The following is a 12153-nucleotide window of genomic DNA, read 5'->3' as shown; positions in this document are numbered from 1 at the left end:
TTCTCGTGCGGGTGAGGGGGCGATGAGTGCTCCGGGGCTATGCCACGGGTGTCATCGCTTTCTTTGGGGCGGTCTCGATGCCGGACAGGATCTGCTCGGTGACCTGGATGACAAGGTTGCTGTCGCCGGGCAAGGCGTGGCCGTAGACGCGCAAGGTGAACCCGGCGTCCGTGTGTCCCAGCAGCTTCGAGACCGTCAGGATCGGCACCCCCGCAGCCAGCCACCAGCTCGCGCACGTATGCCGAAGGTCGTGGATGGCCGGTTCGGCCGTCAGCCCCGCCTTCACGGCTGCGGCCTGTGCCCGCGACCACGTATCTCGGTGGAAGACTCCGTAGCGCATGGGCTGGCCCGTGATGGAGACGAAGACCAGGTCGTTCGGCTTCTTGCCGTCCACGGCTCGCCGAAGTGCGACCGCGATCGTCGGCGACAGGGGAATCTCCCGGCGACCCTGCTTGGACTTAGGTCCCCCCACTTCGCGGATGCCGTCGCGCCGATGCTTCACGGCCTCGCGCACCACCACGGTCGGCACCGGGGCGTCGAGCCGGACGTTCGCCACCCGCAAGGCCGCTGCTTCGCCCCAGCGCATGCCCGTGCCGACCAGGACGGTGATCAAGTCGCGGTACTGCGGTCGGACGCAAGACACCAGAGTGGCGAACTGCTCCTTGTTCAGAAACTGCATGTCTTCCCGGCTGCGGGATGCGTCGGGCAGTCGCAGGCCTTTGACCGGGTTCCTGGTCAGGTGCCCCGTCTCGACGGCCTGGGTCTCGATCGCGGCCGACAGCAGACTGTGCCGGTTCTTGATCGTCTTGCCCGACAGGCCTCGATCCTCCAACTGGTTGACCCACTGAGCCCCGACGGCCTTGGTGATCTCGCTGCGGCGGACGTCCCCGATGAGCGGCACGATGTCGCGGTGTGCGTGGGTGACGTAGTCGGCCCGAGTGCCTGCCTGGATGCCGGTGAGCAGTTCGATGTGCCGCAGCACCATCTCTTCGATCGTCGGCTCGGGAGGCGGTGGGGCGACTTGGCCGAGCGCTTCCTGGAGGGCGCGCTTTCCGGCATCGGGGCCGAGCACGTCGAAGACGTGAGCCCAGTGCTTCGCCTCGTTCGCGTCGGTGAAGGAGATCGAGCGCAGCTTCCGCTGGACGTAGTACATGAGGCGATGTGTGACGGAACCGTCACGGTTGGTCCGAGCCTGGACGCTAGCCACGGGCGTCACCGCCTGTGCGGGGGTGCGAAGTCATGGGCTTCGCAGCGGCGTCCGGCCGCCGGAAATGGACTTCGGGCATTGCCGTCGATTGCCGAGGCCAGCTGTGGATCTTGGTAGATCGCCCTGACCTGCAAGAACGTGAGTGCGCGAGGGGGGACTCGAACCCCCACGCCCGAAGGCACAGGAACCTAAATCCTGCGTGGCTGCCAATTACACCACTCGCGCGCTGCCCACAGCCTAGGGGCTGGCGGGCGCTCGGGGCGACGACGTTTCCGCGGGCGGGCCGGGTAGGCTGTCTGCGCCGCCCAAGGTGCCCTAAAGGTGAGGTACCCGGACGCTGACCAGCATGAGGAGTTCTTTCGTGGCCAAGCTCGAGGTCGGCGCCACTGCACCGGCGTTCACCCTGCCCGCTGCCGACGAGTCGACAGTCTCGCTGTCCGACTACGCGGGCAAGCGCGTCATCGTCTACTTCTACCCGGCCGCGATGACCCCGGGATGCACCAAGCAGGCCTGCGACTTCCGCGACAGCCTGGCCGCTCTGCAGGCCGAGGGCTTCGCCGTGATCGGCATCTCGCCCGACAAACCCGCCAAACTGGCCAAGTTCGTCGAGCGTGACGCCATCACGTTCCCCCTCCTGTCCGATCCTGAGCACGAGGTGCTTGAGTCGTACGGCGCGTGGGGCGAGAAGAGCCTGTACGGCAAGACCGTCGTCGGGGTCATCCGCTCCACGATCGTGATCGACGCCGAGGGCAAGGTCGAGCTCGCGAAGTACAACGTGAAGGCCACGGGGCACGTCGCGTCGCTGCGTAAAGCGCTGAAGGTCTGACGGGCCTGAGCGGGCTGACGGGATCCGGCGGTACGGGACATAGGGGACTGAGGGGCTGCCATGAGTGACAAGGGATCTTTCGACGAGGCTCTGAACGGGTCTCCCACCGAGCTGGAGCTCCAGATCCAGGCCCGGCGTGAGCACCTGGCCGCCACCATCGACGAGCTGACCACCCGGGCCCATCCCAAGGACATCGCCCGGCGCACCACCGCCGCCCTGTCCGACAAGCTGCAGACCGTCACGCACACCCCCGACGGCGAGCTGCGCACCGAGCGCGTCGCCGCGGTGGCCGGCGCGGTCGTGGCGATCGCCGGCGTCCTGGTGTTCATCCGCGGCCGGAGCTGATGTGACCTCCTTCTCCACCCCGGTCCCCACCGGCTCGCAGTCCACCGGTGTCCCGGCCAAGCTGCCTATTCGCATGCTGCACGACCGCCTGCTCGTCTCCCTCGACAAAGACGCGGGCGAGCGGCGTTCCAGCGCCGGCATCGTCATCCCGGCCACCGCCTCGGTCGGCCGCCGCCTGGCCTGGTCGGCCGTCGTCGCGGTCGGCCAGCACGTGCGCCAGGTGCAGGTCGGCGATCGGGTGCTGTACGACCCCGAAGACCTGGCCGAGGTCGAACTGCACGGCGAGGCCTACATCCTGCTGCGCGAACGCGACATCCACGCGGTGGCTGCTCCTCGCGTCGAGGACGACCGCACGGGGCTGTACCTCTGAACTCGCCCATGTCTGGTTCCCCCGCCTCTGACCCCGCCGCCTCTCCCATGCCCGGTTGCCCCACGTCGGACTCTGCCGGGCCCGAGTCCGCTGCGTCTGGCCCCGCCGCGTCTGGCCCGGCCTCTGTCCCGGGCTCCGCCGCCTCTGTCCCGGGCTCCGCCGCCTCTGTCCCGGGCTCCGCCGCCTCTGTCCCGGGCTCCGCCGCCTCTGTCCCGGGCTCCGCCGCCTCTGTCCCGGGCTCCGCCGCCTCTGTCCCGGGCTCCGCCGCCTCTGTCCCGGGCTCCGCCGCCTCTGTCCCGGGCTCCGCCGCCTCTGTCCCGGGCTCCGCCGCCTCTGTCCCGGGCTCCGCCGCCTCTGTCCCGGGCTCCGCCGCCTCTGTCCCGGGCTCCGCCGCCTCTGTCCCGGGCTCCGCCGCCTCTGTCCCGGGCTCCGCCGCCTCCGTCCCGGCCCCCGCCGACTCGCCGGAGCCCCGCCCGCCCCGTCCCAATGCCCGCTACACCCCGCTCGACGCCGACGGACCGCTGCCCCTCGACATGATCCGCGGCGTCCCGTCGATCATGCGAAACCCATTGGCCTGGTTGGAGAAGGTCGTCGAGTGTCACGGTGACCTCGTCGCCTTCCCGATGCCGAAAACCCCCGTCCTCCTGGTGAACACCCCGGCCGGGGCCCGGCACGTGCTGCAACGCAACCACCGCAACTACACCAAGGCCACCATCCAGTACGGCGCCCTGTCCCTGGTCACCGGCTCCGGCCTCCTCACCTCGGACGGCGAGGTCTGGCGCCGGCACCGCCGCACCCTGCAGCCCGCGTTCCACCACGGTGGCCTCGACGAGGTCGCCGCCTCCACGGTGGTTGCCGGCGAGCAGCTCCGCACCGCCTGGGACCAGGCCCCTCCCTACGCGCCCATCGATGCCGAGGCCGCGATCATGCGAGCCATGCTCACCGTCGTCGGCAAGACCCTCTTCGCCGACGACCTCTCCTCGGCCGGTTCCGATCTCGTCCATGCCGTCGACCGCGCCCTGCGCCAGGTCATCGCCCGCGCCACCAACCCTCTCGCTGCCGGCCCCCTCTCCCGACTGCCCACCCTCTCGGCCCGCCGGATGCGCTCCGCCGTATCCACTCTCGACCAGGTCACTGCCGACATCGTCGCCCGCCGCCGCGCCCAGGGAATCCGCCCGGAAGACGCTGACCTCCTGGCCGTACTCCTCCGCGCCGCCGGCGACCCCACCGATCCCGGCGAGGTCTCCGACCACCACAGCTCCGGTGCCGGCTCCCGTCAGCCCGGCCCTATGGCCTCGGATCAGTCCGACGATGCCCCACCCGCTCCCTCATCTGCCTCCCCGTGGATGACCGAGCAGGAGATCCGCGACGAACTGGTCACCCTGGTCATCGCCGGCCACGAGACGGTCGCCTCGAGCCTGGTCTGGACACTGCACCTGCTCGCCGAGAGCCCGGACATCCAGCAGCGCCTGTACGACGAACTCGACAGCGTGCTCCACGGGCGCGCCCCCGAATGGAAAGACATCCCCTCCCTCACCTACACCCGCGCCGTGGTCGACGAGGCCCTCCGCCTGTATCCGCCGGCCTGGGTGATCACGAGGCGCTCGGCCGGTCCGGACACCGTCGACGGTGTGGACGTGCCCGAGGGAACCCTGATCATCGTCAGTCCCTGGCTGCTTCACCGCAGCGAGCGGAACTGGCCGGATGCACAGCGTTTCGAGCCCTCCCGCTTCCTCGATGCAGCTCCCGGTCACGGCGACCGCCACCCCGCCTACCTCCCCTTCGGTGCCGGGCCTCGCCTGTGCATCGGCCGTGACTTCGCCCTGGTCGAATCTGTTCTTCTGCTGGCCACCCTCCTGCGGGACCGGGCTGTGCGCCGCCCCGCCGGAACCCCGTCCCCGGCAGTCGAGGCCCTGGTCACCCTGCGCCCCAAGCACGGCATGCCCCTCTCCCTGATCCCCCGAATCCCGCGCTGAACCCCTGCCGCTCCACCGGTGAGTGCCGCTTTGCGTGTGCGGTTACGCCACGGAGACCATTGCGGTTCATCCGGGAGAGGAATGTTTTCCGACTGAGAATCCGAATCTGACCTGGACTTCTCGTGCAGGTCATCTCAACGTCACGGATTCACAACTTCTGCTGCTTTGTCGCCAACTCCGTTGCCGAGAGAGCCGGTCATGGGGGAGGCTTTCTCATGCCTCGTCGGGAGTGAACGTGGGCTGCGTGTCAGGGACGCAGCGCGGGTTTCTCCCGGCGAGGTTCTTGCATGGTGTGAGCCTGTTCGTCCGGCCCGTGAATATCCATGCGTCGCAGTTCGTCGGCAGCGGTTCGCGAGGCAATGTCCTGGCCGGCATCTCTGCGGGTATCTGGTGTGGCCGGCTACGGCATGACTACTCCGGATGAAGCCCGCCCCAAGGGGCGCCGCCCGTCCCGATCCGGGGCTCTGGTGTTCGAGCCCCCGCGCTCGTGTACTCATGACGTGGTCCAGGTGAGGAGCTCGTCTGCACCCCAGGTGTTGATGACCCGCTCCGCTGTCACCCCGCACTCGACAGCCCTCGATGCCCCGATGATCTGCCAGTCGAGCTGGCCAGGAGCATGAGCGTCGGTGTCGATGGCGAAGACACAACCTGCCTCTGCGGCCTGACGCAGCAGACGCCGCGGCGGATCGAGACGCTCGGGACGGCTGTTGATCTCGACAGCGGTCGAATGCTCTTGGCAGGCGGCGAATACAGCTGCCGCATCGAACTCGGACTCGGGGCGCCCCTTGGGGTTTCTGCCCTCGCGAGGCTTGACCATGCGGCCCGTGCAGTGGCCGAGAATGTCGGTGTGCGGGTTCTCGATCGCGGCGAGCATGCGCCTGGTCATGGCTTTGGGCGGCATGGCGAGTTTCGAGTGCACGCTGGCAACCACGACGTCGAGCCGGGCCAGGAGCTCCGGATCCTGGTCGAGCGAACCGTCTTCCAGAATGTCGACCTCGATGCCGGTGAGGACCCGGAAAGGGGCGAGCTGCTGGTTGATGACCTCGATGATGTCGAGCTGCTGCCGGAGCCGATCGGCCGTGAGCCCGTTGGCCACCTTCAGACGCGGCGAATGATCGGTGAGCACCATGTACTCGTGACCGAGTTCCTTCGCCGTCCAGGCCATCTCGGCCGGCGGCGACCCGCCGTCGGACCAGTCGGAATGCGTGTGGCAGTCGCCGAGCAGGGCCGCGCGTAGCTCCTCGCCGCCGGTGGCGAGCGGTTCTACGGCCTCCTGCTCCAGGTTGGCCAGATAATCGGGCACCTGGCCGGCCAGAGACTGCTCGATCACCGCGGCGGTCTTCTCGCCGACACCCTTGAGATCAGTCAGCTTGCCGTTGTCGGCGGCTCCCCGGATCTCCTCGGGCTGCATGGTGAGCAGGGCGGTTGCTGCTCCACGGAACGCCTTGACCCGGTAGGAAGAGGCGAGTGACCGCTCCAGCAGGAACGCGATACGACGCAGATCCGTCACCGGATCGCGGTCGTGCCCCGCAGTGCGACTGGCTGAACGACTCGCTGTCATCTGTGCCTCCCCAACGTTCCCGAACTTCTCCGGTGATCTCATCCTGCCTCACGCCACCGACAATCTTGAACCGGCCCGGACCGCCCTGAACCTCGCTGATCCCCGGATCTTTCCGCCGACGGGTGTCAGAAGCACGTCGACCTGGCTCTTTGAAGCGACTGGAACGGGTCTGTCCAAGATTGTCGGTGCCCGGAGCTAGAGTCTCCTCATCGAAGTCGGGGCTTCGAAAGTTGTTGCTGATCGGGGGCAGTCATGAGTGCAGAGCATCTGGACGGGGCGGTTGGCGGCCTGCCGTTCGACGAGCTTCTATGCCGGCTGCTCGACATGGTCGCCTGTCTGCTCGGATCCCCTCGTGGTAGCGATGTCTCGAACAGGATTCTGCTGGAGCGGATCAGGAACTGCGAGACGCTGACCCGGCAACTCCAGGGTGTGCAGACAATGGTCATCGCTGAGGTGGTTGCGGCAACAGGTTCGGCGACGTGTCCAGGGCAGGGGGATGCTGACGCCTCCGGCGATGAAGGCAGGAATGGCGATAACGCGGCGTCCAAGGGGGTGGCTGGGGCCGGGCGTGGTGCCGCTGATGAAGATGAAGATGAAGACACGGCTTCGGTCATCGGTTCCCGCAGCCGGGTCGCTGCTGAGATAGCCCCACTGCTCTGCATTTCGCGGGCCTGGGCCGGCAGCTTGGTTGTGGCCGCGGTCAGGCTTGAGCAGAACCTGCCGGACATTCTGGGGCTGGTGTGCTCGGGGGAGCTCGACTGGTACCGGGCCAAACTCATCTCCGACCGCCTCCATCACCCGCTCGTCGGTCCGGCCTGGTTCAGGCCCGGCTGCCCTGAATGGCGGCTCTTCCAGGCGGTTCTGGCGAAGGAAGCGCCGAAGAAGACCGCACCGCAGCTCAAGCGGTTCATCGCCGATCTGCTCCTGTCTCTCGATCCTGACGATGCGAATGCTCGCCACCGCCGGGCCAAGGCTGCTCGAGAGGTGAGGTTCGACGCCCTCCCCGACGGTATGGCGGCCCTGTACGGTGTTTTCACGGCCGACGTGGCGCAGATGATCGATGGGGTGCTCGATGCCATGGCCGACGCCTGCCGGGATCAGGCGCAGGCTGACGGTGTTCCCGATCCACGCTCGCACCAGCAGCGCCGTGCCGATGCCGTGGCTGCGCTCTTCGAGGCCATTGCGACGGGTGCCGACATTCCCCTCGTGCGCGACCCGAGCCGACCTGAACCTGAACGTCCAGAAGCAGAAGACGGCGCTGCTGACCGAGCCGGTGCCGAACTTCAGGAGGAATCAGAGGGGTTGGCGAATGGGAATGAACATCATCAGGCTGATGCGCGCAGGGGTGAGTCGGCTCAGGCGCTCAAAGACATCTTGGACGCCCATCAAACCGAACGCGATCGGCAACTGGCCCAGTTCGGCCTGGAGCCGCTTGCCGGAGGTCAGGTTCTCGGCTGGTGGCGGAAGCCGCGCATTGGCAGGAGCCGGCGGGGTCCGCATCTTGTCGTCACGATGACCGATGCGGCTCTGCTTGGCGTGAGCGAAGAACCAGGCATCCTGATGGGGTACGGAGGCATCTCGGCCGAGCTGGCTCGCAAGATCGCCTCTGCGGCGCAGAAGGTCACGGTTCTCAAGGTCCGGCATCCTGTTTCGCGTCCCCGGGCCGAGCAGAGGGGTTACACGGCAGAAGTTTTCCCGGATCCGAATGAGGCCGTCGAAGCGGAACCGTCGGTGAGTGCTGCGAATGGACACGCAGATCCGGCCGCGAAGCGCTACCGGCCGACGCAGCAGATCATCGACCTCGTGATGGCTCGTTACCAGAGCTGTACGCATCCGGGGTGCAGTGTGCCTGCGGTGAGGTGCGATGTCGATCATGTGGTGCCGTTCGGGGCGGGCGGTCCGACCTGTCAGTGCAACTTGCACCCGGCCTGCCGCGCTCATCACCGGTTGAAGACTTTTGGAGGATGGAAGGTGCGCCGGACGCGTCCGGGCGCGGGGCTTCCGGTGGACACAGTGATCTGGATCAGTCCGGCGGGCTTCGAGTACGTCTCGGAGCCGACGTCACTGCCTGGAAATGAACGGACGTTGCTGTCACTTCTCGACGGAAGTGAGCTTACGTGGGGGAGACCGAGGGAAAGCCGGACCGGGGGAGGTGGGGAGCAGAGAGGTGGCCCGGTCGACCGGGAGGTGACCGAGAAGCCCGACCGGACGAGTGCGGCCCGACGCACGGCCGAGCGGTTGAGTCGATGGCGTCGAGCTCTTCAGCGTGCCCTCGCCGAGACCGAGCGGCGGGATCGCCTGCGGGCAAACGGTGCTCGCAGAGACGCCTCGGCCGCGGCGGATGGAAAACGGGGCGCCGAGGTCGGGCATGGCGAACCGACGTTCTGAGAGGACGATCCACACACCGGGACGTGGGGAAGCCGGGACGTGGGGAAGCCGGGGTATGGGGAAGCCGGGACGTGATGGAAACGGTGGGCAGGTCGGGAGGGCGGCCGGGCAGAGCTAGCAATGCAGAGCTAGCAATAGAGAGAGCTAGCAATAGAGAGAGCTAGCAATACAGAGAGGCCACATGCTGCAGGGGCGCTGCAGGTCCGGTCGGCGCAGGAAACGCGTGACTGAGCGATGGTCCTGGCGGGAAGGAGCAGCCTGGGTGATCTCGACCTACAGTGGCGGCGGCGAAGGTTCCGGGCGCGGAGAAGCGGGAGCGGAATGTCTGAAGACTCAGGCCGTGTGCAGGCGGGCCGACCGGAGACGTACGAGGTGGCCGGGGCACCGCTGGTGTCGCTCTCGGTCGGTCGATTGTCCGAGGAGGCGGTTGCCGGGCTTGACCGCTCGCTGAGCTCCGGGGATGCGGCGGCCCACGTCGTCGAGGTGACGCTGATCGGCCCGGGGAAGGGGAACCTGCTGGGCCCGGATTTCTGGGCCGAGTTGCCCAGGGTGTTCACGGCGCTCGATCACGACGATTCGGTGCGGGCAGTGGTGCTGACCGGAGCGGGCGCGCACTTCTCGTACGGGCTCGACCTGATCGCGATGGGCCGGCGGTGGCGGGGGATGTTCAGCGGCGAGCCCGGGCTGGCGGGGCCGAGGAGCAAGCTGCACGACGAGATCCGGGTGTTGCAAGACGCCGTCACGGCGGTTGCGGACTGCCGAAAGCCGGTGGCGGCGGCGGTGAATGGGTGGTGCATCGGTGGCGGGGTCGACGTGATCGCGGCCTGTGACGTGCGGTTCGCCAGTGCCGAGGCCAGATTCAGCGTACGTGAGGTGCGGATGGCGATGGTCGCGGATCTGGGCAGTCTGCAACGGCTTCCAGCGATCATCGGCGACGGGAACCTACGTGAGCTGGCCCTGACCGGAAAGGACGTCGACGCGGACCGGGCCGAGCGGATCGGGCTGGTGAACCGAGTGGCGCCGACGCCGGAGGGAGCATTGACGGCTGCTCGGGAGTTCGCTGTCGAGGTGGCCCGGAACCCTCCGCTGACCGTTCAGGGCGTGAAACAGGTCCTGGACGCGGAGCGGGCGGGTAGGGTGCAAAACGGACTCAGGCACGTGGCCGCGTGGAACTCGGCGTTCCTGTCGTCTGAAGACCTCGTCGAGGCGGTGACCGCGTTCACCGAACGCCGGGATCCCCGGTTCACGGGGCGATGAGAATCAAGCAGCAGGAACTCACCGCACTGAGCAGACCACCGCACTGAGCAGACCACCGCACTGAACAGACCACCGCACTGAGCACACCACCGCACTGAGCACAGGGAGCCCGGACCATGCCCAGCCTGACCCGCGCCGACGACGTCTTCGTGCTGGATCTCGGCGATGACGAGAACCGGTTCAGCCTCGACTGGATCGCTGAGGTGGCGGGGGCGCTCGACGAGGTGGCCCAGGCCGAGGGCGCCCGAGCCCTGGTGACGACGGCGCGGGGCAAGATCTACTCGAACGGGCTCGACCTGGACTGGTTGCGGGCTCAGGACGAGGAACAGCTCGCCGGCTACGTGGTCGCGGTGCACGAGGTGTTCGCGAGACTGCTCGAGCTTCCGGTGCCGACGGTCGCAGCAGTGCCGGGCCACGCGTTCGCCGCGGGTGGGATGTTCGCGCTGGCTCACGACTTCCGGGTCATGCGGGCGGACCGGGGCTGGTTCTGCCTGCCCGAGGTGGATCTGGGCATCCCGTTCACCGACGGCATGGCGGCACTGATCCAGGCCCGTCTCACACCCCAGGTCGCGCACGAGGTGATGACGACGGGGCGGCGGTACGGCGGGGTCGAGGCGCACAGTCTGCAGATCGTCGACCTGGCCGTTCCGGAAGACGACGTGGTGCCGACCGCGCTCAAGCTCGCCGCCGATCTGGCTCCCAAGGCCGGCGCGACGCTGGGGCGGATCAAAACGACGATGTACGGGACGACCCTGGCTCGCCTTCGTGACACCGAGGCCGACGTGACGCTGGGAGGTCTCCACTAGCTCGGCGTATGGCACGCAATCGGCACCCGCGTTGCCTGCACCGTCAGTGCACGGTCGCCAGCGCGAGTCATGGGCACAAGCCACGGGCAAGCCTGCGTTAAGCCTAGCCAGAACGGCGCAGGTGACGAGGTCAGGGGCACTTTGCGGCATTCTCGGCGTGCCGTGCCGGTGCTAGCTTCGACAACGGAACAACCGCTGCGAGCACGTTGGGGAGTTTTTTCTTCATGCACAGTCAGTCATCGAACTGGACGAGGAACGCCATCCTCGTCCTGGCTCCGCTGACCCTGATCGCGCTCGTAGCCGTGTTCGTCGGGCCCTCGCTGTTCGGCAAGAACGACGAGAGCAAGACCAAGCTCGCGTCCGCCAATTTCGCCGCCGAGCCGGCGACGTCGGCCACCACGAGCCCGTCCGTCGAGGCCACGCCGGAGCAGACCCAGACCGCGGCGGCCGAGGTCAGGCGCAAGCGGCTCGGCACGGTCAAGGGTCTGGTCACGATCCCCGGGCCGAAGCGCGTCGAGGCCGGTGCCACGGTCCTGTTCGCGGTCGACGGCAAGCGCAAGCTCCAGGTGAAAGACCGGAAGGCGCCCTACGCCCTGGCTTTCAACACCAAGAACTTCCCCGACGGCAAGTACACGGTCACCGTTTCGAGCGTCGTCGACGGTGATGAGACCCGCATCGCGGTCTACTCGATGACGGTCAAGAACGTGAAGAAGCCGGTCGCCAAGCCGACCGCCTCCGCGTCGCCGAGCAAGGCGCCCACCTCGAAACCGAGCACTCCCGCGAGTAACCCGAGCACCACCACGTCGTCCAGCAGTGGTGGGGGCGGCGGGGGCGGCAGCAGCTCTGGCGGCACCAAGGCCGAGACCTACGCGGCCAAGGTCCTCGAGATCACCAACACCAAGCGCGCCGCCGCCGGCTGCAAGGCCCTCAAGCTCAACTCCAAGCTGACCGCGGCCGCCCAGGGCCACAGTGAGGACATGGCGGAGAACAACTACTTCGACCACAACAGCCAGGACGGTCGCAGCCCGTTCGACCGGATGTCCGACGCCGGGTACAAGTTCAGCGGTGCGGCCGAGAACATCGCGATGGGCCAGCAGACCCCGTCCGACGTGATGACCTCCTGGATGAACTCGTCCGGGCACAAGGCCAACATCCTGAACTGCGGCTACACCGAGATGGGCCTGGGCTACGCGGTCGGCAACGGCTCGCCGTACTGGACCCAGACCTTCGGCACCCCGATGTAAGGCAGGCCGACACGCGCGCCGCGCACAGACGGAAGAACCTCGCTCGAGACCGGAACCGGCCTGTCACAGGTCGTCCCGGTCTCGTGCTTTTGCCCCGTTCACCTGCGAACTCGTCCGGCGCGAGCTTCGATCCCCGCTGCGAGGGCAGACGTGACGAGTCTCTCTCAGGCTCC

At 67.8% G+C, this 12153-nt stretch carries 10 protein-coding genes and 1 tRNA gene; 8 read left to right on the top strand and 3 right to left on the bottom strand.

Annotated features, from left to right (window positions below):
* Window positions 1-37: 37 nt before the first annotated feature.
* Together J2S57_RS04725 and J2S57_RS04720 are read right to left on the bottom strand one after the other, a co-directional pair.
* Entirely contained in the window at window positions 38-1153 is a 1116-nt protein-coding gene (locus tag J2S57_RS04725; RefSeq protein WP_307238716.1) for a tyrosine-type recombinase/integrase, read from the bottom strand.
* A 197-nt stretch (window positions 1154-1350) separates the two neighbouring features.
* Window positions 1351-1432 (bottom strand) — tRNA-Leu (locus J2S57_RS04720).
* 121 nt (window positions 1433-1553) lie between these two features.
* On the opposite strand from J2S57_RS04720, the gene bcp reads away from it, so the two are divergent.
* From bcp to J2S57_RS04700, 4 genes are all read left to right on the top strand, one after another.
* On the top strand, window positions 1554-2033 hold the full coding sequence (gene bcp / locus J2S57_RS04715) for a thioredoxin-dependent thiol peroxidase (protein WP_307238714.1): 480 nt from the start codon (window positions 1554-1556) through the stop codon (window positions 2031-2033).
* A gap of 60 nt (window positions 2034-2093) precedes the next feature.
* Window positions 2094-2378, top strand: a complete 285-nt coding sequence (locus J2S57_RS04710; RefSeq protein ID WP_307238711.1) for a DUF3618 domain-containing protein — start codon at window positions 2094-2096, stop codon at window positions 2376-2378.
* 73 nt (window positions 2379-2451) lie between these two features.
* Window positions 2452-2748 (top strand): GroES family chaperonin, encoded by a 297-nt coding sequence (locus J2S57_RS04705; protein WP_370882568.1) that lies wholly within the window; start codon window positions 2452-2454, stop codon window positions 2746-2748.
* 557 nt (window positions 2749-3305) lie between these two features.
* Window positions 3306-4724, top strand: a complete 1419-nt coding sequence (locus tag J2S57_RS04700; RefSeq protein ID WP_307238708.1) for a cytochrome P450 — start codon at window positions 3306-3308, stop codon at window positions 4722-4724.
* Between the two features lie 493 nt (window positions 4725-5217).
* Here J2S57_RS04700 and J2S57_RS04695 read toward each other — a convergent pair whose 3' ends face one another.
* Window positions 5218-6285 carry a PHP domain-containing protein gene (locus J2S57_RS04695; RefSeq protein WP_307238706.1) on the bottom strand — a complete coding sequence of 356 codons (1068 nt, stop codon included), beginning with the start codon at window positions 6283-6285 and terminating at the stop codon, window positions 5218-5220.
* A 252-nt stretch (window positions 6286-6537) separates the two neighbouring features.
* On the opposite strand from J2S57_RS04695, the gene J2S57_RS04690 reads away from it, so the two are divergent.
* The 4 genes from J2S57_RS04690 (at window position 6538) to J2S57_RS04675 (ending at window position 11980) form a co-directional block, all read left to right on the top strand.
* Complete coding sequence (locus J2S57_RS04690) at window positions 6538-8673, top strand: HNH endonuclease signature motif containing protein (RefSeq protein ID WP_307238704.1); 2136 nt, start codon at window positions 6538-6540, stop codon at window positions 8671-8673.
* Window positions 8674-8907: 234 nt separating this feature from the next.
* On the top strand, window positions 8908-9930 hold the full coding sequence (locus J2S57_RS04685; RefSeq protein WP_307238702.1) for a crotonase/enoyl-CoA hydratase family protein: 1023 nt from the start codon (window positions 8908-8910) through the stop codon (window positions 9928-9930).
* Between the two features lie 116 nt (window positions 9931-10046).
* Window positions 10047-10736, top strand: coding sequence for an enoyl-CoA hydratase-related protein (locus J2S57_RS04680; protein WP_307238699.1), 690 nt, complete (start codon window positions 10047-10049; stop codon window positions 10734-10736).
* A gap of 224 nt (window positions 10737-10960) precedes the next feature.
* Window positions 10961-11980 carry a CAP domain-containing protein gene (locus tag J2S57_RS04675; protein ID WP_307238697.1) on the top strand — a complete coding sequence of 340 codons (1020 nt, stop codon included), beginning with the start codon at window positions 10961-10963 and terminating at the stop codon, window positions 11978-11980.
* The last annotated feature ends 173 nt before the right edge of the window (window positions 11981-12153 follow it).

Origin of the sequence: Kineosporia succinea (assembly GCF_030811555.1) — a bacterium.
Taxonomy (GTDB): domain Bacteria; phylum Actinomycetota; class Actinomycetes; order Actinomycetales; family Kineosporiaceae; genus Kineosporia; species Kineosporia succinea.
This window is presented reverse-complemented; position numbering and strand designations above follow the sequence as displayed.

Excerpts from the sequence above, each read along its gene's own strand:
- J2S57_RS04685 (WP_307238702.1), top strand. The coding sequence starts at position 8,908 with ATGGTCCTGGCGGGAAGGAGCAGCCTGGGTGATCTCGACCTACAGTGG.
- J2S57_RS04700 (WP_307238708.1), top strand. The coding sequence starts at position 3,306 with ATGCGAAACCCATTGGCCTGGTTGGAGAAGGTCGTCGAGTGTCACGGT.
- J2S57_RS04675 (WP_307238697.1), top strand. The coding sequence starts at position 10,961 with ATGCACAGTCAGTCATCGAACTGGACGAGGAACGCCATCCTCGTCCTG.
- bcp (WP_307238714.1), top strand. The coding sequence starts at position 1,554 with ATGAGGAGTTCTTTCGTGGCCAAGCTCGAGGTCGGCGCCACTGCACCG.
- J2S57_RS04695 (WP_307238706.1), bottom strand. The coding sequence starts at position 6,285 with ATGACAGCGAGTCGTTCAGCCAGTCGCACTGCGGGGCACGACCGCGAT.
- J2S57_RS04725 (WP_307238716.1), bottom strand. The coding sequence starts at position 1,153 with ATGTACTACGTCCAGCGGAAGCTGCGCTCGATCTCCTTCACCGACGCG.
- J2S57_RS04710 (WP_307238711.1), top strand. The coding sequence starts at position 2,094 with ATGAGTGACAAGGGATCTTTCGACGAGGCTCTGAACGGGTCTCCCACC.
- J2S57_RS04680 (WP_307238699.1), top strand. The coding sequence starts at position 10,047 with ATGCCCAGCCTGACCCGCGCCGACGACGTCTTCGTGCTGGATCTCGGC.
- J2S57_RS04690 (WP_307238704.1), top strand. The coding sequence starts at position 6,538 with ATGAGTGCAGAGCATCTGGACGGGGCGGTTGGCGGCCTGCCGTTCGAC.
- J2S57_RS04705 (WP_370882568.1), top strand. The coding sequence starts at position 2,452 with ATGCTGCACGACCGCCTGCTCGTCTCCCTCGACAAAGACGCGGGCGAG.